At 71.0% G+C, this 22,125-nt stretch carries 22 protein-coding genes; 21 read left to right on the top strand and 1 reads right to left on the bottom strand.

All coding sequences use genetic code 11. The annotated features are described in order from the left end of the window. Positions 1 to 26: 26 nt before the first annotated feature. Positions 27 to 365, top strand: a complete 339-nt coding sequence (locus ACFVTR_RS09330; RefSeq protein ID WP_387036736.1) for an Rv2175c family DNA-binding protein — start codon at positions 27 to 29, stop codon at positions 363 to 365. Between the two features lie 26 nt (positions 366 to 391). Here ACFVTR_RS09330 and ACFVTR_RS09335 read toward each other — a convergent pair whose 3' ends face one another. Further along, positions 392 to 1,504: a polyprenyl synthetase family protein gene (locus ACFVTR_RS09335; RefSeq protein WP_387036738.1), complete on the bottom strand. Its 1,113-nt coding sequence runs from the start codon at positions 1,502 to 1,504 to the stop codon at positions 392 to 394. Between the two features lie 74 nt (positions 1,505 to 1,578). On the opposite strand from ACFVTR_RS09335, the gene ACFVTR_RS09340 reads away from it, so the two are divergent. From ACFVTR_RS09340 to ACFVTR_RS09435, 20 genes are all read left to right on the top strand, one after another. Then, positions 1,579 to 1,962 carry a DUF3040 domain-containing protein gene (locus tag ACFVTR_RS09340; protein WP_376944799.1) on the top strand — a complete coding sequence of 128 codons (384 nt, stop codon included), beginning with the start codon at positions 1,579 to 1,581 and terminating at the stop codon, positions 1,960 to 1,962. A gap of 300 nt (positions 1,963 to 2,262) precedes the next feature. Then, the gene (mraZ, locus tag ACFVTR_RS09345) at positions 2,263 to 2,694 is read left to right on the top strand and encodes a division/cell wall cluster transcriptional repressor MraZ (protein ID WP_026378744.1); all 432 of its coding nucleotides are present in this window, start codon (positions 2,263 to 2,265) and stop codon (positions 2,692 to 2,694) included. Positions 2,695 to 2,798: 104 nt separating this feature from the next. Further along, positions 2,799 to 3,752 carry a 16S rRNA (cytosine(1402)-N(4))-methyltransferase RsmH gene (gene rsmH / locus ACFVTR_RS09350; RefSeq protein ID WP_387036740.1) on the top strand — a complete coding sequence of 318 codons (954 nt, stop codon included), beginning with the start codon at positions 2,799 to 2,801 and terminating at the stop codon, positions 3,750 to 3,752. Further along, positions 3,749 to 4,342, top strand: a complete 594-nt coding sequence (locus tag ACFVTR_RS09355) for a hypothetical protein (RefSeq protein ID WP_387036742.1) — start codon at positions 3,749 to 3,751, stop codon at positions 4,340 to 4,342. Before rsmH ends, ACFVTR_RS09355 begins: the two co-directional genes overlap by 4 nt. Positions 4,343 to 4,402: 60 nt before the next feature. Next, a complete protein-coding gene (locus ACFVTR_RS09360; protein WP_387036744.1) occupies positions 4,403 to 6,196 on the top strand; it encodes a peptidoglycan D,D-transpeptidase FtsI family protein in 1,794 nt (597 codons plus the stop codon). Between the two features lie 13 nt (positions 6,197 to 6,209). Next, on the top strand, positions 6,210 to 7,757 hold the full coding sequence (locus ACFVTR_RS09365; RefSeq protein ID WP_387036746.1) for a Mur ligase family protein: 1,548 nt from the start codon (positions 6,210 to 6,212) through the stop codon (positions 7,755 to 7,757). After that, on the top strand, positions 7,754 to 9,166 hold the full coding sequence (murF, locus tag ACFVTR_RS09370) for a UDP-N-acetylmuramoyl-tripeptide--D-alanyl-D-alanine ligase (RefSeq protein ID WP_387036747.1): 1,413 nt from the start codon (positions 7,754 to 7,756) through the stop codon (positions 9,164 to 9,166). The genes ACFVTR_RS09365 and murF overlap by 4 nt, the downstream gene beginning before the upstream one ends. Before the next feature lie 73 nt (positions 9,167 to 9,239). Beyond that, positions 9,240 to 10,337 (top strand): phospho-N-acetylmuramoyl-pentapeptide-transferase, encoded by a 1,098-nt coding sequence (gene mraY, locus ACFVTR_RS09375; protein ID WP_387036749.1) that lies wholly within the window; start codon positions 9,240 to 9,242, stop codon positions 10,335 to 10,337. Continuing rightward, positions 10,322 to 11,878: a UDP-N-acetylmuramoyl-L-alanine--D-glutamate ligase gene (murD, locus tag ACFVTR_RS09380; protein WP_387036751.1), complete on the top strand. Its 1,557-nt coding sequence runs from the start codon at positions 10,322 to 10,324 to the stop codon at positions 11,876 to 11,878. The genes mraY and murD overlap by 16 nt, the downstream gene beginning before the upstream one ends. Continuing rightward, positions 11,838 to 13,097, top strand: a complete 1,260-nt coding sequence (ftsW, locus tag ACFVTR_RS09385; protein ID WP_387036752.1) for a putative lipid II flippase FtsW — start codon at positions 11,838 to 11,840, stop codon at positions 13,095 to 13,097. Before murD ends, ftsW begins: the two co-directional genes overlap by 41 nt. After that, complete coding sequence (gene murG, locus ACFVTR_RS09390) at positions 13,094 to 14,185, top strand: undecaprenyldiphospho-muramoylpentapeptide beta-N-acetylglucosaminyltransferase (protein ID WP_387036754.1); 1,092 nt, start codon at positions 13,094 to 13,096, stop codon at positions 14,183 to 14,185. Before ftsW ends, murG begins: the two co-directional genes overlap by 4 nt. Before the next feature lie 109 nt (positions 14,186 to 14,294). Further along, positions 14,295 to 15,695: a UDP-N-acetylmuramate--L-alanine ligase gene (gene murC, locus ACFVTR_RS09395; protein WP_387036755.1), complete on the top strand. Its 1,401-nt coding sequence runs from the start codon at positions 14,295 to 14,297 to the stop codon at positions 15,693 to 15,695. A 13-nt stretch (positions 15,696 to 15,708) separates the two neighbouring features. Continuing rightward, positions 15,709 to 16,779: an FtsQ-type POTRA domain-containing protein gene (locus tag ACFVTR_RS09400; RefSeq protein WP_387036756.1), complete on the top strand. Its 1,071-nt coding sequence runs from the start codon at positions 15,709 to 15,711 to the stop codon at positions 16,777 to 16,779. Between the two features lie 182 nt (positions 16,780 to 16,961). Then, positions 16,962 to 18,176 carry a cell division protein FtsZ gene (gene ftsZ / locus ACFVTR_RS09405; RefSeq protein ID WP_157424338.1) on the top strand — a complete coding sequence of 405 codons (1,215 nt, stop codon included), beginning with the start codon at positions 16,962 to 16,964 and terminating at the stop codon, positions 18,174 to 18,176. After that, on the top strand, positions 18,173 to 18,844 hold the full coding sequence (locus ACFVTR_RS09410; protein ID WP_387036758.1) for a YggS family pyridoxal phosphate-dependent enzyme: 672 nt from the start codon (positions 18,173 to 18,175) through the stop codon (positions 18,842 to 18,844). The genes ftsZ and ACFVTR_RS09410 overlap by 4 nt, the downstream gene beginning before the upstream one ends. A 33-nt stretch (positions 18,845 to 18,877) precedes the next feature. Beyond that, a complete protein-coding gene (locus ACFVTR_RS09415) occupies positions 18,878 to 19,366 on the top strand; it encodes a cell division protein SepF (protein ID WP_387036760.1) in 489 nt (162 codons plus the stop codon). Positions 19,367 to 19,372: 6 nt separating this feature from the next. Beyond that, positions 19,373 to 19,687 carry a YggT family protein gene (locus tag ACFVTR_RS09420; RefSeq protein ID WP_376944827.1) on the top strand — a complete coding sequence of 105 codons (315 nt, stop codon included), beginning with the start codon at positions 19,373 to 19,375 and terminating at the stop codon, positions 19,685 to 19,687. A 117-nt stretch (positions 19,688 to 19,804) separates the two neighbouring features. Next, positions 19,805 to 20,476, top strand: a complete 672-nt coding sequence (locus tag ACFVTR_RS09425; protein ID WP_376944829.1) for a DivIVA domain-containing protein — start codon at positions 19,805 to 19,807, stop codon at positions 20,474 to 20,476. Next, the gene (gene lspA, locus ACFVTR_RS09430; protein WP_387036762.1) at positions 20,466 to 21,092 is read left to right on the top strand and encodes a signal peptidase II; all 627 of its coding nucleotides are present in this window, start codon (positions 20,466 to 20,468) and stop codon (positions 21,090 to 21,092) included. The genes ACFVTR_RS09425 and lspA overlap by 11 nt, the downstream gene beginning before the upstream one ends. Continuing rightward, positions 21,092 to 22,012: an RluA family pseudouridine synthase gene (locus ACFVTR_RS09435; RefSeq protein WP_387036764.1), complete on the top strand. Its 921-nt coding sequence runs from the start codon at positions 21,092 to 21,094 to the stop codon at positions 22,010 to 22,012. The genes lspA and ACFVTR_RS09435 overlap by 1 nt, the downstream gene beginning before the upstream one ends. The last annotated feature ends 113 nt before the right edge of the window (positions 22,013 to 22,125 follow it).

Genomic DNA, 22,125 nt, shown 5'->3' on the forward strand with positions numbered 1-22,125 from the left:
CCTCGGGACATGGCAGGCTTGGTGACGTGACCGATGCCGCCGAGACCACCTGGCTGACTGTTCCCGACCTCGTCGAGCTGCTGGGCGAGAGCCCCAGCCGCGTGCGCCGCATGATCGACGACCGGCACCTGCTGGCCGCTCGCGTCGACGGCGTGCTGAAGGTGCCGTCCGTGTTCCTCAAGAACGATGCGCCGATGCCCGAGATCCACGGCACCGCGATGGTGCTCGCGGATGCCGGCTTCAGCGACGGCGAGGCGCTCGAATGGTTCCTCGCCGAGGAGGACAGCCTCGGGACGACCCCGATCGACGCCCTGCGCGCCGGCAGGAAGGCCGAGGTGCGGCGGATCGCCCAGGCGCTGGCCTGAGCGCGACGTCGACGCTGCCGCGCCGCTCAGCTCGTGCGACGGGTGACCGTCTTCGCCATCGCGGCGAGCTCGTTGCGCGCCTCGTGCCCGAGCGGTGCGTCGTCGAGGGCGGCGACCGCGCGGGCCGCGTTCCGTGCGATGAGCTCCTCGACCTCGTCGACGGCGCCGCAGTCGGAGATCGTGCGCTGCAGCATCCGGACCTGCTCGGCGCTCAGTGACGCATCGCCGAGGAGTTCGTCGAGGAGTCGCCGCTGGCCCGCAGCGAGCCGCTCGCGGGCGATCGCGACGAGCACCGTGCGCTTGCCCTCCCTGAGGTCGTCGCCGCTCGGCTTGCCGGTGACCTCGGGGTCGCCGAAGACGCCGAGCAGGTCGTCGCGGAGCTGGTAGGCGATGCCGAGCGGCAGGCCGAAGTCGCGGAGCGCGCGGAGCTGCGACTCGGTCGCGCCCGCGATGGAGGCGCCGATCACGAGGGGGGCCTCGATGCTGTACTTCGCCGACTTGTAGACGACGACCCGTTCTGCGCGCAGCCGCTGCTCGTCGTCGGGCTGCACGACCCAGGCCCGCTCCTCGAGGATGTCGAGGTACTGGCCGGCCGTGACCTCGGTGCGCATCCGCATGAACTCGCGACGCGCCGCGCGGGCGGCGGCGCGATCGTCGAGGGCGTCGAGCCCCTCGTCGAGGATCTCGTCGCTCCAGCCGAGCAGGAGGTCGCCGAGGAGGATCGCCGCGTCGACGCCGAAGTCGGCGGCGTCGCCGGCCCAGCCTGATTCGGCGTGGAGCCCCTCGAAGAGCCGATGGGCCGAGGGGAGGCCGCGGCGGGTGTCGGATCGGTCGATGAGATCGTCGTGCACGAGCGCCGCGGCGTGGAAGAGTTCGAGCGCGGCCGCCGCCGAGACGACCGGGAACCGGTCGGGCCCCTCGGTCGACTCGTATGGGTCGAAGCCGCGGGTTCGCACCGCCTCCCAGCCCCAGTAGCAGAAGAGCGCGCGGAAGCGCTTTCCCCCGCTGAGAAAGCGCCGAGAGAAGCCGTCGAGCGGTTCGAGGTCGGCGCTGATCGAGCGGAGAATGGAGGTGCGTTCGGCGAGGAAATCCTCGATGCGTTCGTGCACCATATCGACCAGTCGGGAGCTGTGAGCCACCCGCCTAGCCTACCGACGCAGCGCAGGGCTAGAATGGACTCGGATGCGTCGATCCCGAGCCTGAGGGGAAAGAGATGCCGCTTTCAGAGCAGGAGCAACGTCTTCTCGAGGAGATGGAGCGGAACCTCTATCGCAATGATGCCGATTTCGTGCATGCCGTCGGCGGCGTGCGGGGTCGGCGCCCGAACTACCGCGCCATCGTGCTCGGTGTGCTGCTCGCCGTCGCCGGCGTCGGTGCGCTGATCATCGGTGTCGCGACCCAACTGCTGATCATCGGCATCCTGGGCTTCGCGCTCATGTTCGCCGGCGTCCTCGTCGCGATCACGCCCTCGAAGCGCGGCGCCGCCGCGCCCGCGCCGAGCGAGCAGTCCTCTGGTGGGGCGAAGCCCCGCTCGCGCACCGGATTCATGGATCGCATGAACGAGCGTTGGGACCGCCGCCAGGACGGGCACGAGTAGCCACTCCACTTCGCACCACCTGAACGGGCCGATCGTCTGATCGGCCCGTTTTTCGTGTCCCCGGGGGCACTCGCGCGCTCGCCCGATGCCGTCGGCGGGGCATCCAGCAGCGGGCCGACGCCCCTGCTCCTCCCCGGCGTGTCGTTTTCCTCCACCTCCCTCCACCCCCGGAATTCCGCGTGATGACGGGCCTTCAGGCGCCGTAAAGCCGTGAAATCGAGCGAATGTCGTTGATCAGTGGATGGAGGTGGAGTAAAGTGGGGCCACCTGGATTCTGGCCGGAGGAAAGGGGGTGGTGTGGTGTTCCTCGGGAGTTACGAACCAAAGCTCGATGAGAAAGGCCGCGTCATTCTTCCGGCGAAATTCCGGGAGGAGCTGTCGAACGGGCTCGTGCTCACGCGCGGGCAGGAGCGCTGCGTCTACGTATTCAGCGCCCGCGAGTTCGAGAGCATGAGCGAGAAGATCCGCCAAGCCCCGGTCACGAGCAAGCAGGCACGCGATTACATGCGCGTGTTCCTCTCGGGGGCATCCGCGGAGACCCCCGACAAGCAGAACCGGGTCACCATCCCCGCCATGCTCCGCAGCTATGCGGGGCTCGACCGGGACCTCACGGTCATCGGCGCGGGCAGCCGGGTGGAGATCTGGGATCAGGCGGCGTGGCAGAGCTACCTCGCCGAGCAGGAGGCGGCCTTCGCGGAAACGGCGGAGGAGGTGATCCCCGGACTCTTCTGATCCACGGGTCCCGACTCCCAGCCGGCCGGGCCTGGTGCACTTCCCCGCATCAGGACGAACGGATGGGGATCAGGGCTCGAAGGCCCGGAAGGCAAGGCGGAATCATGGACATCGAACGCATTCACACCCCGGTCATGCTCGAGCGCACGCTCGAGCTGCTCGCACCGGCGCTCGAGCAGCGCGGCGCGGTGATGGTCGACGCCACGCTCGGCATGGGCGGGCACACGGCGGCGTTCCTCGAGCGCTTCCCCGAGCTCACGGTCATCGGACTCGACCGCGACACCGACGCGCTCGGCATCGCCCGCAAGCGGCTCGCGAAGTTCGGCGACCGCGCCCGCTTCGTGCACACCGTCTACGACGGCATCGCGAAGGCCGTGCGATCCGAGGGATTCACCGAGGTGCAGGGCGTGCTCTTCGACCTCGGCGTCTCCTCGCTGCAGCTCGACCGCGCCGAGCGGGGATTCGCCTACTCGAAGGACGCCCCGCTCGACATGCGGATGGACTCGACGAAGGGCCGCACCGCGGCCGACGTCATCGCCGAGTCGAGCGAGGACGAACTGCGGCGCATCTTCCTCGACTACGGCGAGGAGAAGCTGGCGGCCCGCTACGCGCGAGCGATCGTCAGGGCGCGGGAGGAGGCCCCGATCACCCGTTCGGCCGAACTCGTCGCCGTGATCCAGGCGGCGACCCCGGTCGCCGTGCAGCGGCAGGGGCATCCCGCGAAGCGGGTGTTCCAGGCGCTGCGCATCGAGGTCAACGAGGAGCTCTCGGTGCTCGAGCGTGCGATGCCCGCGGCGCTCGACTCGATCGCCGTCGGCGGCCGGATCGTCGTGCTCGCGTATCAGTCGCTCGAGGACCGCATCGTCAAACGAGTGCTGCAGACCGCATCCAGCTCGTCGGCACCGGCCGGGCTCCCCATGGAGCTGCCCGAGCACCGCCCGCAGTGGAAGCTCCTCGTCAGGGGCGCCGAGCTCGCGAGCGAATCCGAGCAGGCGGAGAACCCGCGTGCGAAACCGGTGCGCCTGCGCGCCGCAGAACGAGTGAGGAGGCCGTCATGAGCGCTGTGCCGGCCCAGTCCCTGCCCGCGCCCCGGCGCGCGCCCGAGCGGCCCCGCTGGCTGCGCCCCGCGCCCGAGCCGGGCACCGGACGGGCGAAGCCCCGCCTCGCCTACGCGATCATCGCCGTCGCGGGGGTCGCGGTCATCGTGGTCGCGCAGCTGCTGCTGTCGATCGCCATCACGCAGGGCGCCTACGACATCGACGCGGCGACCATGCAGCAGTCGACGCTCGACCGGCAGGAGCAGCAGCTCCGCGAGGACCTCGACCGGGTCGAGTCGCCGCAGTACCTCGCCGCGAACGCCGAAGCCCTCGGGATGGTGCCGAACTCGAACCCGGTGCTGCTCCGGCTCTCCGACGGCACGGTGAGCGGCGACCCGTCCGCCGCGACCGGGGGAGCCGCGGCCTCCGCGCCGCTCGTCCCGAATGCCCTCATCGACGGCGTGCCGCTCGTCACCGAGCAGCCCGCGGGGGAGACTCCGAAGGGTGAGACCGCAGCGGGGGCGGCAGGCGAGGCGGGGGCCGAGGCGCCCGTCGAGGCTCCGGTCGCTCCGCCGGTGGGCGATGGACTGCCGACGCCCGCCACCCACTAGCACCAGCACGACGAGCACGAACGAGGACCGCAACGGATGAACCGGACGAGTCGACACCCGATGCGCAGGATCCTCGCCTCGGCGGTGGTGCTCGTCGTGCTGGTCGGGGTGTTCGTCGTGAAGCTCGTCGACATCCAGGTGGTGCGCGCCTCGGCCCTGAACGCGAAGTCGCAGGACGCGAGGTCGCAGCCCGTCAAGGTCTGGGGCGCCCGCGGCGACATCGTCGACGCCAACGGCACGGTGCTCGCCGACAGCGTGATGCGCTACGACATCGTCATCTCGCCGAAGCAGGCGCAGCTTTCGGTGCTCGAGCGGAAGCAGAAGGAGCATCCCGGCCAGAAGGTCGAGGTCACGGCGGCGGAACTCGTCGCGGAGCTCGCCCCGGCCGCAGCCGAGCTCGGCCCGGCCGTCGGCCTCACCGGCGACCAGGTGGTCGGCGTCATCACCTCGAAGCTCGCCGAGGACCCCGACTCCGACTACGCGTTCCTCGCGAAGCAGGTCGACACGACGGCCTACGACGCGGTGAAGGCCCTCGACATCCCATGGGTGTACGCCGAGAAGCACCCGAGCCGCACGTACCCGAACGGGGCGGTCGGCGGCAACCTGCTCGGTTTCGTGCAGGAAGACGACGGCACCCCGCTCCAAGGCCTCGAACTCGCCGAGGACCAGTGCCTCGCGGGCACCGACGGCGAGGTGAGCTACCTCCACAGCGCGGCCGACTGGGTGCCCATCCCCGGCAGCGAGATCGTGCACAAGCAGGCGAAGGACGGCGGCACGCTGAAGCTCACGATCGACGCCGACCTGCAGTACTACGTGCAGCGCGTCGCGGAGGAGCAGCGTCGGGCCGTCGGCGCCGACTGGGCCACCGTGACGGTCATGGAGGTGAAGACCGGGCGTCTGCTCGCGATCGCCGACGTGCCGACCGTCGACCCCAACGACCCCTCGGCGACCGACGCCGAGGACCGCGGTTCGCGCGCGTTCACCGCGCCGTACGAACCCGGCTCGACCTTCAAGGCGCTCACCGCCGCGTCGGTGCTCGATGCGGGCAAGGCGACCCCCGTCGACCAGATCATCGCCCCGTACCGGTATCTTCCGCCGAACGGCGCGAACATCAACGACAGCTCGGTCCACGACGACGAGCGGCTGACCCTCACCGGGGTGCTCGTCGAGTCGTCGAACACGGGGATGTCGAAGTTCGGCGAGCGGCTCAGCGACCGGCAGCGCTACGAGGACATGCTCGACTTCGGCCTGGGCGAGCAGACGGAGGTCGGATTCCCCCAGGAGGCGGCCGGCGACCTGCACGGCGACCCCGACGACTGGGACAACCAGACGAAGTACGCGACCATGTTCGGCCAGGGCCTCACCACGACCGCCGTGCAGATCGCGAGCGTCTACCAGACCTTGGCGAACGGCGGCGTTCGGATGCCCGTCACGCTCGTCGACGGGTGCACCACCGCGGACGGCGAGACCACCTCGCCGCCCGCCCAGGGCACCCGCGTCGTCTCCGAGAAGGCGGCCGACGAGACGAGCGCGATGCTCGAGCGCGTCTACGCCGACGGCTGGCTCGCCGACCAGTGGGAGATCCCCGGCTACCGGGTCGCGGCGAAGACGGGCACGGCGCAGGTGGCGGGCCCCGACGGGCACTACCTGCCGGGCTACCTCGTCTCCGTCTCGGGCTTCGCTCCCGCCGACGATCCCGAGTTCGTCGTTTCGGTGAGCTTCCAGAATGCCGTTAAGATGAACTCGTCCGCCGCATCCGCTCCCGTCTTCCAAGAGGTGATGAGCCAGGTGCTGAAGAAGTATCGGACCGTTCCATCCGGCGCTCCGGCGCCCGATCTGCCAGCTACCTGGTGAGAAAGTTGGGTTCGTGACCGGATCGCCTCCAACGGCCCTCCGGCCGCAGCACCCGAGCCCCCGATCGCTCCGCGGCCTCGCCGAGGAGTTCGGGTTCGACGTGCGCGGCGAGCTCGGCGACCTCGAAGTCACCGGTGCGGGTCTCGCCTCGGGCGCGGTGCGCCCCGGCGACCTCTACGTCGGCGTCCCCGGGCGCAACGCGCACGGGGCGAAGTACGCCGTCGCCGCCCGCGACGCGGGCGCCGTCGCCGTGCTGACCGACGAGGCCGGCGCGACCCTCGCCGCCGAATCGGGGCTGCCGATCCTCGTGACGCCCGACGCGCGCGCCGCGCTCGGCGAGGTCGCCGCCTGGATCCACCGCACGGCGGAGAACCCGGCGACGACGTTCGCCGTGACCGGCACCAACGGCAAGACCAGCGTCGTGTACCTGCTCTACGGCATCCTCCGCCAGCTCGGCGTCGTCGCCGGCCTCACCTCGACGGCCGAGCGCCGCATCGGCGACGAGGCCGTCACGAGCTCGCTGACGACGCCCGAGGCGAGCGAGCTGCACGCGCTCCTCGCCCGCATGCGTGAGGTCGAGGTGCGGGCGGTCGGCATCGAGGTGTCGGCGCAGGCGCTCTCGCGCCATCGCGTCGACGGACTCGTCTTCGACGTCGCGGGCTTCACGAACCTCACGCACGACCACCTCGACGACTACGCCGACATGGACGAGTACTTCGAGGCGAAGCGCGAGCTCTTCGCGCCCGACCGCGCGCGACGCGGCGTCGTCACCGTCGACTCCGAATGGGGTCGCCGGCTGGTCGCCGAGTCGCGCATCCCGGTGACGACGCTGACGAGCGAGGCCGACGTGCCCGCCGACTGGCGCCTCACCATCCTCGAGGAGGCGGCGGCGTACACGGCCTTCGCGCTCGAGGCTCCCGACGGCCGTCGCCTCGAGACCCGCGTGCCGCTCCTCGGCTGGTACATGGCGGCGAACGCGGCCCTCGCGATCGTCATGCTCACCGAAGCGGGCTACGACCTCGACCGCATCTCCGCCGCGCTCGAGCGCGACGGCGGCATCGACGCGTACATCCCGGGCCGTGCCGAACGCATCTCGGGCGATCGCGGCCCCATCGTGTACATCGACTACGGGCACAGCCCCGACGCGTTCCTCCAGACGCTCGGTGCGATCCGTCGCTCGACCCGGGGCCGCGTCATCATGGTGTTCGGCGCCGACGGCGACCGCGACACGACGAAGCGCGCCGAGATGGGGGCGATCGCCGCACGCGGCGCCGACGTCGTCGTCATCACCGACTTCCACCCGCGATTCGAGGATCCCGCGGCGATCCGCTCCGCGCTCATCGCCGGTGCACGCGCCGCCGTGCCCGAGCGCGAGATCCACGAGATCGCCGACCCGAAGGCGGCGTTCCGCGCCGCACTGGCCCTCGCCGACGACGGCGACGCCATCCTCTACGCCGGCCCCGGCCATGAGGACTACCACGAGGTGAAAGGCGTGAAGATCCCGTACTCGGCACGCGAAGACTCCAAGCAGGCGCTCCGCGAAGCGGGGTGGCTCGAATGATCGCGCTCACGCTCGCCGAGATCGCGGCGGCCGCGGGCGGCACGCTCCACCTCGAGGGAACGACCGCGACGGCCGAGAGCGTCGTCACGGGCGCCGTCACGACCGACTCGCGCGAGATCGGTGCGGGCGACGTCTTCGTCGCCAAGCGCGGCGAGTTCGACGACGGCCACCGCTTCGCCCCGTCGGCCGTCGAGCGCGGCGCCGCCGTGCTCATCGTCGAGCACACGCTCGAACTGCCCGTGCCCCAGATCGTGGTGGCCGACTCGATCGACGCGCTCGGCGCGCTCGCGACCGAGGCCGTGCGCCGGGTGCGCGCGCTCGGCCGGCTGCGCATCGTCGGCGTCACGGGGTCGAACGGCAAGACCACGACGAAGAACCTGCTGCGCGCCGTGCTCGAGAAGGTCGGTCCGACCGTCGCCGCACGTGCCTCGTACAACAACGAGGTCGGCGCCCCCGTCACGATGCTCGAGCTGGCCGAGGACACCGAGTTCCTCGTCGCCGAGATGGGCGCCTCGGGGGTCGGCGAGATCGCCCGGCTCATCCGCATGGCCCGCCCCGACGTCGGCATCGTGCTGAAGGTCGGCCTCGCCCACGCCGGCGAGTTCGGCGGCATCGAGAAGACCGTGCAGGCGAAGTCCGAGATGGTCACCGACCTCCTCCCCGGCGACGTCGCGGTGCTCAACGCCGACGACCCGCGCGTCGTGCCGATGGCCGGGCTCACGGACGCCCGCGTCGTCTGGTTCGGGCTGGGCGACACCGCCGAGGTGCGCGCGACCGAGCTCCGCGCCCACTCGCGCGGCACCGACTTCACCGTGACGGTGCCCGGCGGCGAGCAGGCGCGGGTGCACTTCGGGGTGCTCGGCGAGCATCACGTCATGAACGCGCTGGCCGCGATCGCGGCATCCGTCGAACTCGGCGTGCTCCTCGCCGACGTGGTCGCCGCCCTCGAGCAGGTGACCCTCGCCGAACGCTGGCGCATGCAGCTCATGGGCGGCCGCAACGGCATCACCGTCATCAACGACGCGTACAACGCGAGCCCCGATTCGATGTCGGCCGCGCTCAAGACGCTCGCCCAGGTGCGTGAGCCGGGCAGCCGCACGATCGCCGTCCTCGGCGAGATGAGCGAGCTCGGCGAGTTCTCGGGGGAGGAGCACGACCGCATCGGCCTGCTCGCCGTGCGCCTCGGGATCTCGCAGCTCGTCGTCGTCGGCCAGGCCGCCCGCCGACTGCACATCTCCGCGATCAACGAAGGATCGTGGGACGGCGAATCGGCGTACGTCGAGACCGCCGATGAGGCCTTCGAACTCGTCACCGCGGGCGCCCGCCCCGGCGACACGATATTGGTGAAATCGTCGAACTCGGCGGGTCTCCGCCTGCTCGGCGACCGACTGGGAGAATGGTTCGCGTGAGCGCAGTGCATCATCTCGGCGAGGCTTGGCAGTCGACCTGCCTGCTCGGCGACCGACTGGGAGAATGGTTCGCGTGAGAGCACTGCTGACCGCCGGAGCGTTGTCGCTCGCCTTCACGCTGTTCCTGACCCCGCTGTTCATCCGCCTGTTCACGCGGATCGGCTGGGGCCAGTTCATCCGTGACGACGGGCCGCAGAGCCATCACGTCAAGCGCGGCACGCCGACCATGGGCGGCATCATCTTCATCCTCGGCACCCTGTTCGGATACTTCGTCGCGACGCTGCTCGTCTCGAACGAGCGGCCGACGGCGTCGGGCATGCTGGTGCTCCTCATGATGGTCGGCCTCGGCCTCGTCGGATTCGTCGACGACTTCCTGAAGACCCGCAAGAAGCAGAGCCTCGGGCTCGGCGGCTGGGCGAAGGTCGCCGGGCAGGTGATCGTCGCGGCGCTGTTCGCGCTGCTCGCGCTGCAGTTCCCGAACGACCAGGGCGTGACGCCGGCGAACACGAAGATCTCGTTCATCCGCGATCTGCCGCTCGACTTCATGGTGTTCGGCACGTTCTTCGGCATCATCCTCTACGTCGTCTGGATCTGCCTGATCGCGGCGTCGACCTCGAACGGCGTCAACGTGACCGACGGGCTCGACGGCCTCGCCGGCGGCGCCTCGATCCTCGCGATCGGCTCCTTCGTGTTCATCGGCTTCTGGCAGTTCAACCAGGCGTGCGCCGCGGTGGGCCTGAACGAGAACGACGAGTACCGCTGCTACAACGTGCGCGATCCGCTCGACATCGCGATCGTCTCGGCCGCGATCGTCGGCGGCCTCATCGGCTTCCTCTGGTGGAACACGAACCCCGCCAAGATCTACATGGGCGACACCGGCTCGCTCGGCCTCGGCGGCGCGCTCGCGGCGCTCGCGGTGGTGAGCCACACCGAGCTCCTCGTCATCATCATCGGCGGCCTCTTCGTCATCGAGACCGGCTCGGTCATCCTGCAGCGGGCCTACTTCAAGGTGACGCACGGCAAACGCATCTTCCTGATGAGTCCGATCCACCATCACTTCGAGCTGAAGGGCTGGGCCGAGGTCACGATCGTCGTGCGCTTCTGGATCATCGGCGGACTCTTCGTCGCCGCCGGCGTCGGCGCGTTCTACTTCGAATGGCTGCAGAGCTGATGGCGGATGCCTCGGCACCGACCTCGAACCGTCTCGACACCCTGACGAGCTGGAACGCCGACTGGCGCGGGCTCAAGGTCGCGGTGCTCGGCGTGGGCGTCACCGGCTTCGCGGTCGCCGACACCCTCACCGAGCTCGGCGCCGACGTCCTCGTCGTCGCGCCCGAGGTCGACGACGACCGCGCGCGCATCCTCGAGGTGATCGGCGCGAAGCTCGTGCGCCACCCGCTCGACGTGGTGCCCGCCGAGCTCGAGGCGTTCGCGCCCGAGGTCGTCGTGGTCTCGCCGGGGTTCCACCCCGACCACCCGGTGCTCGAGTGGGCCGGCCGCGAGCGAATCGCCGTGTGGGGCGACATCGAACTGGCCTGGCGCGTCCGCGACAAGGTGAACGCCGCCGAGTGGATCCTCGTGACCGGGACCAACGGCAAAACGACGACCGTGCAGATGACCGCGACCTTCCTCGCGGCGAACGGGCTGCGGGCGGCGCCGTGCGGCAACATCGGCGTGCCGGTGCTCGACGCGGTGCGCGACCCGGGCGGGTTCGACGTGCTCGTCGTCGAGCTCTCGAGCTACCAGCTGCACCACCTGCCGACCGAGGGCCCGGGTGCAGTGCACCCGTGGGCGAGCACGGTGCTCAACATCGCCGACGACCACCTCGACTGGCACGGCTCGTTCGAGGCCTATCGTGCGGCCAAGGCGAAGGTGTACGCGAACACGAAGCACGCCTGCGTCTACAACCGAGCCGACGAGGCGACGAGGCGGATGGTCGAGGACGCCGAGGTCGAAGAGGGCGCGAGGGCGATCGGCTTCGGCCTCGACGTGCCGGGGCCGAGCGACTTCGGCGTGGTTGAGGGGATCCTCGCCGACCGCGCGTATCTCGACGACCGGCGCAACACCGCGCTCGAGATCACGACGCGGGTCGAGCTCGAGCCTCGCGGCCTCGATGCGCCGCATGTGGTGGCGAACATCCTCGCCGCCTCGGCGCTGGCCCGCTCGTTCGGCGTCCCGGTCGGAGTCATCCACGATGCCCTGAACGACTTCCGTCTCGACGCGCACCGCATCGAGACCGTGGCCGTCGCCGGCGGCATCCGCTGGATCGACGACTCGAAGGCGACGAACCCGCATGCCGCCGAGGCGTCGCTGCGGGCGTTCGGCCGCGTCGTCTGGATCGTCGGCGGGCTCCTCAAGGGCGTCGACGCCGATGCGCTCGTCGCGGCGCACATCGGGCGCCTCCGCGCGGCGATCGTGATCGGCGTCGACCGCGAACTCCTCGTCGCGGCGTTCCGCCGACACGCGCCCGGGCTGCCCCTCTTCGAGGTGATCGCCGACGACACTGAACAGGTGATGCCCGAGGCGGTCGCACTGGCCGCATCGGTCGCCGCAGAGGGCGACACCGTGCTCCTCGCGCCCGCCGCGGCGTCGATGGACCAGTTCGCCGACTACGGCGATCGCGGCCGACGGTTCCACGAGGCGGTCAGAACGATGCTGGGAGGTGAGGCGGATGGCGACTCCGCCCCGCTCGACCCGTCGCCAGAAGGCTGATCAGCAGGGCGTCTCGGCCGCCCGCATCCGGCTCGGGCGGGTCTTCCGCGTCGAATCGGCCGACTACTTCCTACTGCTCGGCACGACGCTCTTCCTCGTCGTGCTCGGCCTCGTCATGGTGCTCTCGGCGTCGCTCGTCGAGTCCTACCTCGAAGACGGCGGCCTCCTCGACCAGGCGATCCGCCAGGGCGTGTTCGCGATCATCGGCATCCCGGCGATGCTCATCGCGAGCCGCATGCCCGAGCAGTTCTGGATGCGCATCGCGTGGCCGGCGCTGATCATCACCTGCATCCCGCAGCTGCTCGTCGTCGCCACCGACCTCGGCATCGAGGACGGCGGCAACACCAACTGGCTGCGCGTCGGCCCGGTGCAGTTCCAGCCCTCGGAGTTCATCAAGGTCGCGCTCGTCATCTGGCTCGGGCTCATCGTCACCAAGAAGCAGGACAAGCTCGGCGACTTCACCCACGGGGTGCTGCCCATCCTGCTCGTCGGCGGCGGGGCGATCGGCCTCGTCCTCCTCGGCGGCGACCTCGGCACCGTGATGATCATGGGGGCGATGCTGCTCGGCGCGCTCTTCCTGATCGGGGTTCGGCTGCGCCTGCTGCTCGTGCCGATCCTCGTCGCGATCGTGGGCTTCGTGATCGTCGCCTTCTCGAGCGAGAACCGGATGCGACGGATCATGTCATTCGTCGACTCGAACTGCGACACCGGAGGCGCCGACACGCTGAACTCGTGCTGGCAGGTCATGCACGGCACGTATGCGCTCGCGAACGGCGGCGTGTTCGGCGTCGGGCTCGGCAACTCGGCGGCGAAGTGGTCGTGGTTGCCGGCCGCCGACAACGACTTCATCTTCGCGATCATCGGCGAGGAGCTCGGGCTCATCGGCGCGATCGTGGTCATCGGCATGTTCGTGCTGCTCGCGGTCGCCTTCGCCCGGGTGCTGCGGAGCTCGCGGACCATGTTCGCGAAGACGGTCACCGCGGCCGTGATGGTGTGGGTCATCGGCCAGGCCTGTGTCAATATCGGAGTCGTGCTCGGAGTCTTCCCCGTCCTCGGTGTCCCGCTGCCGCTCGTCTCGGCCGGTGGCACCGCCCTCCTGACGACCCTCGTCGCCATCGGCGTCGTGCTCTCGGTCGCGCGCGACCCCGAGGCGCCGGCGCGGGCGGCGGCACGTGCCGCGGCACGCAAGGCGCGCGCATCGGAGCGTGCCGCACGATGAGCGTCTACCTCCTCGCCGGCGGCGGCACCGCCGGCCACGTGAATCCCCTGCTCGCCGTCGCGGATCGGCTCCGGGAGCGCGACTCCGACGCCGAGGTGCTCGTGCTCGGCACGGCCGAGGGACTCGAGGCCCGCCTCGTGCCCGCGCGCGGCTACGAGCTCCTCACCATCGCGAAGGTGCCGTTCCCGCGGCGCCCGAACCGGGCCGCCCTGGCGTTCCCGTCGCGGTTCGGCCGCTCGATCGACGACGTGGCGCGCATCATCTCCGAACGCGGCGTCGAGATCGTCGTCGGGTTCGGCGGCTACGTCTCGACCCCCGCCTACCTCGCCGCGCGTCGCGCGGGCATCCCCGTGGTGATCCACGAGGCGAATGCGAAGCCGGGGCTCGCGAACCGGCTCGGCGCCCGCTGGGCGGCCGAGGTCGGCGTCGCGTTCGAAGGCACGCCGTTGCCGCACGCCGAGGTCGTCGGCATGCCGCTGCGACGCGAGATCGAATCGCTCGACCGCGCGTCGCTCCGTGCCGAGGCCGCGGAGTTCTTCGGCCTGGACCCGGCCCGCCCGGTGCTCCTCGCGACCGGCGGCTCGCTCGGTGCGCGTCGCATCAACCGCACGATGGTCGACAGCGCCCGCGCGATCACGGGCGCCGGCTGGCAGGTGCTGCACATCACCGGGGCGAAGTCCGAGGTCGACGACCCGGGCATCGCCGACTACCGCATGGTCGAGTACGCCGACCGCATGGACCTCGCACTGGCCGTCGCCGACCTCGCGGTCTCGCGCGCCGGCGCCGCGACGGTGAGCGAGCTCGCCGCCCTCGGGCTCCCGGCCGTCTACGTGCCGTACCCGGTCGGCAACGGCGAACAGCGCTTCAACGCGGCCGGCGTGGTCGAGGCGGGCGGCGGCATCCTCGTCGACGACGCCCGGTTCCTTCCCGAGTGGGTCGGCGCCGAGCTGGTGCCGCTCCTCACCGATGCGGATCGCGTCGCCGCGATGGCCGCCGCCGCGGCGACCGCGGGCGTCCGCGACGGCACCGCCCGGATGGTCGCGCTCATCGACGCCGCCCGCGGCGGGGGAGCCGCGCACCCCGCCTGAGGCGCGTAACGTGGAGCGTGGCGGATGCCCCGCGCACCCGGCCCTCGAACATCCCCACGGTCGTCGTGCGACGACCCGACCGACCAGCACCGAGGAAGAGCACCCGAACGTGACCATCAAGCCCGATCTCTCGATCCAGATCCCCGCCGAGCTCGGCGCCGTTCACTTCGTCGGCATCGGGGGCTCCGGCATGAGCGGCATCGCGCGGCTGTTCCTCGACGCCGGCCACCGGGTGACGGGTTCCGACGTGCGCGACTCGGCGAACATCGCCGCGCTCCGTGAGCTCGGCGCCGAGGTCGCGATCGGCCACGCGGCCGAGAACCTGGGCGACGCCGAGGCGGTCGTGGTCACGGGCGCCCTCTGGCAGGACAACCCCGAGTACCGGCTGGCGCTCGAGCGCGGGCTCCCGGTGCTGCACCGCTCGCAGGCGCTCGCGTGGCTCATCTCGGGCCAGCGCCTCGTGTCGGTCGCCGGCGCGCACGGCAAGACCACGTCGACGGGCATGATCGTCACGGGGCTCCTCGCCCAGGGCGCCGACCCGAGCTTCGTCAACGGCGGCGTGATCGAGGGACTCGGCGTCTCCTCCGCCGCGGGCGCCGACGAGCTCTTCGTCGTCGAGGCCGACGAGTCCGACGGCTCGTTCCTGCTCTACGACACCGCGATCGCGCTCATCACGAACGTCGACCCCGATCACCTCGACCACTACGGCTCGCGCGAGGCCTTCGAGCAGGCCTTCGTCGACTTCGCCGACCGTGCGAGCGAGCTCGTCGTCGTCTCCTCCGACGACGCCGGCGCGAAGCGGGTCACCGAGCGCCTCTCGCACCGGAACGTCGTCACCTTCGGTGAGGCGGCGGATGCCACGGTGCGCGTGCACTCCATCGAGACCGACGGTCCCGTGGCGTTCTCGATCGCGTACGACGGCGTCGACCACCGCGCGCAGCTGCTCGTGCCGGGCAAGCACAACGCCATCAACGCCGCCGGCGCGTTCGCCGTGCTCGTGGGGCTCGGCTTCGACCCCGCGGCATCCCTCGCGGGCATCGCCCGATTCGCCGGCACCGGCCGCCGATTCGAGCTGCACGGCGTCGTCGGCGGCGTGAGCGTCTACGACGACTACGCGCACCACCCGACCGAGGTGGCCGCAGCGCTCGCTGCGGCGCGCACCGTCGTGGGCGAGGGGCGCATCATCGCGGTCCACCAGCCGCACACCTACAGCCGCACCCAGGCCTTCGCGAAGGAGTTCGCCGAGGTGCTCGAGGAGTTCGCCGACGAGACGGTGGTGCTCGACGTCTACGGTGCGCGGGAGGACCCGGTGCCCGGCGTGACCGGGGAGCTCGTGAGCGAACGGTTCGCCGACCCCTCGCACGTCGCCTTCGTGCCCGACTGGCAGGAGGCGGCCGACCACACCGCCCGCATCGCCCGCGAGGGCGACTTCGTGATCACCCTCGGCTGCGGCGACGTCTACCGCATCGTCCCGCAGCTGCTCGGCTCGCTCGAGCGGGAGCGCGGATGACGGTGGTCCGCTCGTGAAGCGGCCGCAGGGCTTCGAGGCGCGGCCGCCCAGGCGGCCGCCCCTCGGCGGGCCGGCGCCCTCGGAGGCCCGTCCGGCGGCCCGCGTCCCGGCGCCGCGGTCGCCGGATGCCGGCGGCGACCGGGTACGCACCGAGCCGATCGAGGTCGTGGCCGGCGCCGGCGCGAAGGGCTCACGCGTGACGCGCGACCATCAGGAGACCGTGCCGCTCGACGATCTCCGCCGCGGACTCGCCGGGGGCGCGTCGCCGAGCGATGCTGCGCAGGGCGGCCCGGCCCCGTCCCCCGAGCCGGCGGTCGACGAGAAGAGCGCGCGGCGAGCCCTGGCCGCGGCCGAGCGCGAGCGGCGACGATACGAGAAGCAGGAGGTGCGGCGCTTCACGAAGCGCTCGCGCCGGCGACGGATCGTCTGGTCGGTCGTCGGGGGAGCGCTGGCGCTGCTCGTGGTGGTCGTCGTCGGCGGGGCGTACTCGCCGCTCATGGCGTTGCGCGAGGTGCGCGTCGAGGGGGCCGCCCGCATTCCGCCGGATGAGATCGTCGCGGCGTTCGACGGCGAGCTCGGAACACCGCTGCCGCTCGTCACGCGCGAGGACGTGCACCGGGCACTCGCCGACTTCCGGCTGATCGAGACGTACTCGACCGAGACGATCCCGCCCGGGACCCTGGTCGTGCGCATCGTCGAGCGGACGCCGGTGGGCGTCATCGAGACCGCCCGCGGTTTCGAGCTCGTCGACGGCGCGGGAGTGGTCATCGACCGACTCGAGTCGCGCCCAGACGGGCAGCCGCTCATCGAGACCCCGGGCGGCATCGCCTCGGACGGATTCCGGGCGGTCGCGGCGGTCGTCCGCAGCCTGCCTGCGGAGGTCAGGCCGCTGCTCGTCGGCGCATCGGCGGAGACGGCCGACGACGTGCGGCTCGAGCTCGCCGGGGGAGTGCCGGTCGTCTGGGGCGGGTCGAACGATTCGAGCACGAAGGCCGCGGTGCTCGCGCGCCTGATGGTCGTCGCACCGCCCGACACCGTGTCGGGGTACGACGTCTCGTCCCCCGAGAGCGCGGTCACGTACTGAGCGCGGAGGGCCCGCGCGAGTTCGTCGGAGGCTTTCTCGGCGGTCGGATCGCGACACGCCGGGCCCGCCTTGCGCGGCGCGCGCGGTGCTCCTCGTACCGTCATCACAGGAATTGCATACTCAGCAAAACTTTAACCTTCGACTAGAGGTTCAGGGTTCAGAGTTCGCACGGAAGGCCGGACATGTCGACAAACCAGAACTACCTCGCCGTCATCAAGGTGGTCGGTATCGGCGGTGGCGGTGTCAACGCCGTCAACCGCATGATCGAACTCGGCCTCCGCGGAGTCGAATTCATCGCCATCAACACGGACGCGCAGGCGCTGCTGATGAGCGACGCCGACGTCAAGCTCGACGTCGGTCGCGACCTCACCCGCGGGCTCGGCGCGGGCGCCGACCCCGAGGTCGGCCGCCGTGCCGCCGAGGACCACGCCGAGGAGATCGAGGAGGCGCTGGCCGGCGCCGACATGGTCTTCGTCACCGCCGGCGAAGGCGGCGGCACGGGCACCGGCGGTGCTCCTGTCGTCGCCCGCATCGCGAAGTCGATCGGCGCGCTCACCATCGGTGTCGTCACGAAGCCCTTCGGCTTCGAGGGCAAGCGCCGCCAGACGCAGGCGGAGCAGGGCGTCGCGCGCCTGAAGGAAGAGGTCGACACCCTCATCGTCGTGCCGAACGACCGCCTGCTCGAGATCAGCGACCGCGGCATCTCGATGCTCGAGGCGTTCGCGACCGCCGACCAGGTGCTCCTCGCCGGTGTGCAGGGCATCACCGACCTCATCACCACGCCCGGGCTCATCAACCTCGACTTCGCCGACGTCAAGTCGGTCATGCAGGGCGCCGGGTCCGCGCTCATGGGCATCGGCTCCTCGAGGGGGGCCGACCGTGCCATCAAGGCCGCCGAGCTCGCCGTCGCGAGCCCGCTGCTCGAGGCGTCGATCGACGGCGCCCACGGCGTGCTGCTCTCGATCCAGGGCGGATCGAACCTCGGCATCTTCGAGATCAACGACGCGGCGAGGCTCGTGCAGGAGGCGGTGCACCCCGAGGCCAACATCATCTTCGGCGCCGTCATCGACGACACCCTCGGCGACGAGGTGCGGGTCACCGTCATCGCCGCCGGCTTCGACGGCGGTGAGCCGAACGCGAAGCCGGTCGAGGCGCGTCGCACGAACTTCGTGCCCGCGGCGGCCGCGGCGGTCGGCGCTGGCGTCGGCGGCACCGGCTCGCTCGGCGACGCGCTCGGCGGCGATGTCGCCGAGGTCATCGCCGAGATCGACATCGACGAGCTCGTCGAGACGGCGAACTGGGGCGAGGCGCAGAGCTCGAGCGCCGACCAGATCGTCACCGACCCGGCCTTCGACGACAACGACGACGACCTCGACATCCCCGACTTCCTGAAGTGAGCGGGCTCGGCTACCGCCTCGCGGCCGTCCAGGCGGGCGTCGCGGACGCCGCGCGCGAGGCGGGCCGCGAGGCATCCGAGATCACGACCATCGTCGTGACGAAGTTCCACCCGGCCTCCCTGGTGCGCGAGCTCGCCGCGCACGGCGTGCGCGACATCGGCGAGAACCGGCACCAGGAGGCGCAGGCGAAGGCCGCGGAGCTCGCCGACCTCGAGCTCCGCTGGCACTTCATCGGGCAGCTGCAGAGCAAGAAGGCCAAGCAGGTGCGCGCCTACGCCTCGGCGATCCACTCGGTCGACCGGCCGGCGCTCGTCGACGCGCTCCGTTCCGACGAGGCATCCATCGACTGCTTCGTGCAGGTGAACCTCACCGACGATCCCGGTCGCGGCGGCGTCGCGCCCGACGGGCTCGAAGAGCTCGTCGAGCGGGTGCTCGGCGCGCCCGGACTGAGGCTGCGCGGGCTCATGGCGGTCGCCCCGCTGGATGCGCCGGCGCGTCCCGCGTTCGCCCGGGTGCGCGAGCTCTCCGAGCGGGTCGTCCGGCTCGCACCGGATGCCCGTGATCTGTCCATGGGGATGTCCCACGACTTTCGCGAGGCGATTCTGGAGGGTGCGACACACCTCCGGATCGGGAGCGCAATCACCGGGAATCGGCCGGCCGCCGGTTAACCTCGAAGAGACGGAACACAGACGGAGGCATCGATGTCGAACCCGCTCAAGAAGACCATGGTCTACCTCGGACTCGCCGATGAGGAGCTCGAGCACGAGGCTCCCCACGCGCAGCCCCAGGCCGCGGCGGCACCCGCTCCGGTCGTGCACGCCGCCCCGGCCCCCGCGCCGAAGACCGGCGCCGCGGTGACCCCGCTGCGCAAGCACCACGTCCAACCGAGCACCCCGCAGGCGGAGATGAACGAGATCCTGACCGTCCACCCGCGTCAGTACCGCGACGCGCAAGTCATCGCCGAGTCCTTCCGTGAAGGCGTCCCGGTGATCATCAACCTCTCGCAGATGTCCGATGCCGACGCGCGGCGTCTCATCGACTTCGCGAGCGGCCTCTCGCAGGGGCTCTACGGCAAGATCGAGCGGGTCACGAGCAAGGTGTTCCTGCTCTCGCCCGCGCACGTGGTCGTCTCGGGGGAGACGGGCGATGCGGAGGGCGACGTCGACGCGTCGTTCTTCACGCACGCGTAGCCGCCCGTGGGCGCGCTCCTCGTCGTCTGGAACCTCCTGTACGCACTTCTCCTCATCTACTTCTTCGTGATGTGGGGGCGTTTCGTCCTCGATCTCGTGCGGGCGTTCAACCGCTCGTGGCGCCCGAAGGGCTTCTGGCTCGTCGTCGTCGAGGTCGTGTACAGCATCACCGATCCGCCGGTGAAGTTCTTCCGGCGGATCCTCCCGCCGATCCGCATCGGGCAGGTGGCACTCGATCTCGGGTGGAGCCTCGCGATGCTGGTCGTCATCCTCGCCATGACCATCGTGTCGGGGCTGGCCGCGGCAGCAGCCGCCGCCTGAGCATCTCCTGCGATCGTGACAAGCCGAGACGATCGGCGCTCACGACTCACAGGTGGTGTTTGCTACCGTTAGCAGAACGTGATCGAACCGATCGAACAGATTTGAGGGTGGAAAGCCATGGCGCTAACTCCGGAAGATGTGGTCAACAAGCGCTTCCAGGCGACGAAGTTCCGGGAGGGCTACGACCAGGACGAGGTCGATGACTTCCTCGACGAGGTCGTCGTCGAACTGCGTCGTCTGAACCAGGAGAACGACGAGCTGCGCCAGCGTGTGGCGGCGGCCGAGGCCCGTGCCGCGGAGGCCGCGCAGGCGCCCGCCGCCGCTGCGCCGGCACCGGCCGCGGTGTACACCGAGCCGGCCGCGCCGCCCCCCACCGTCGCCGTGCCGACGCAGGCGCCCGCCGTGCAGTCCGAGCTCGACGAGCAGACCTCGACCACGAACCTCCTGCAGCTCGCCCGCCGCCTCCACGAGGAGCACGTGCGCGAGGGCATCGAGAAGCGCGATGCGCTCATCGCCGAGGGCCACGCCACCGCCGCGCGCGTCGTCGCCGAGGCCGAGGCCAAGCAGCGTCAGCAGATGGGCATCCTCGACCAGGAGCGCGTCGCGCTCGAGAAGCGCGTCGACGAGCTCCGCACCTTCGAGCGCGACTACCGCGCGAAGCTGAAGAGCTACATCGAGGGCCAGCTGCGCGACCTCGACACCGCCGCCCCGGTTCAGGTGTCGGGCAACCAGGGCTTCTCGGCTCCCGCCGAGCAGCCGGCACCGACCTTCCAGGGCTTTGGCGGCTGAGCCGGCCGCGAAGGTCGGCACCACCACCGCCCTGCTGGTCCTGGCCGGCGCCGCGATCGCGGCGTACGGCCTCGACCAGTTGAGCAAGTTCCTCGTCGTCTCGAACCTCACCGAGGGTGAGATCGTGCCGGTGCTGGGCTCCGTGCTCCAGTGGCAGTTCGTGCGCAACCCCGGCGCGGCATTCTCCCTCGCAAGCGGCATGACGTGGATCTTCACGATCCTCGCCGCAGGCGTGATCACGTTCATCATCTGGTTCGCCCGGCGCATCCGTTCGATCGCGTGGGCGCTCGTCTTCGGACTGCTGCTCGGCGGCGTGCTCGGCAACCTGACCGACCGGCTCTTCCGCGAGCCGAGCTTCGGCCTGGGCCATGTGATCGACTTCATCTCCACCCCGTGGATGCTCCCGGCGATCTACAACGTCGCCGACATCGCGATCGTGTCGAGCATGGTGCTGTTCATGATCCTGACGATCCGCGGCGTCGGGCTCGACGGGTCGCGCGAGGTCCGCCCCGCGAAGAACGCCCAGGATGCCACCGCGCCGGTCTCGTCCGGCGACGACGCCCCCGAGGCGCCGCGGCCCCCGGCCGCGGACCCGCTGCGCGCGCACGAGGCCTGATGGAGCATCGTTCGTTCCCCGTCCCCGACGGGCTCGACGGCTCGCGGGTCGACGCCGGGCTCGCGAAGCTCCTCGGCTTCTCGCGCACCCTCGCCGCCGAGATCGCCTCGGCCGGGGGCGTCAGCGTCGACGGCACGACGGTCGACAAGTCCGACCGGCTGCGCGCCGGCGGCTGGCTCGAGGTCAGCTGGGAGCCGCCGCGCACGCTCGCGGTCGAACCGATCGCGGTGCCCGAGCTCGGCATCGTCCACGACGACGACGACCTCGTGGTGGTCGACAAGCCGGCCGGCGTCGCCGCGCACCCCTCGCTCGGCTGGACGGGCCCGACGGTCGTCGGCGCCCTCGCGGCCGCGGGGTTCCGCATCTCGACCTCGGGCGCACCCGAACGGCAGGGCGTCGTGCACCGGCTCGACGCGGGCACCAGCGGCCTCATGGTCGTGGCGAAGTCCGAGCGCGCCTACACCGAGCTGAAGCGGCAGTTCCACGATCGCGAGGTCGAGAAGATCTACCACACGGTCGTGCAGGGGCATCCCGATCCGTTCGCGGGCACGATCGACGCCCCCGTCGGGCGCCACCCGCGCTCCGAGTGGAAGTTCGCGGTGACCGCCGACGGCAAGCACGCCGTCACCCACTACGAGACGCTCGAGGCGTTCCCGTACGCATCGCTCCTGGAGGTGCACCTCGAGACCGGCCGCACGCACCAGATCCGCGTGCACATGGCCGCGCAGCGGCACCCGTGCGCGGGCGACGCGATGTACGGCGCCGACCCGAGTCTCTCGGAACGGCTCGGACTGACCCGTCAGTGGCTGCACGCCCACGAGCTCTCGCTCACGCACCCCGGCACCGGGCAGTGGACGACCTTCGTCTCCGAGTACCCCGCCGACCTCGCGCACGCGCTCGAGCTGCTGCGCGGCGACTGACTCGATCCGTTCGAACCGCAGGCGGACCGGCCCCGACGTGGGCGGGTCGCCCTAGACTCGAACACACCCCCAGAACCACCCCGCAGCATCCGAAGAGGAGCCCCGTGGCCGCC

The organism is Agromyces sp. NPDC058126, from assembly GCF_042884595.1.
GTDB lineage: Bacteria > Actinomycetota > Actinomycetes > Actinomycetales > Microbacteriaceae > Agromyces.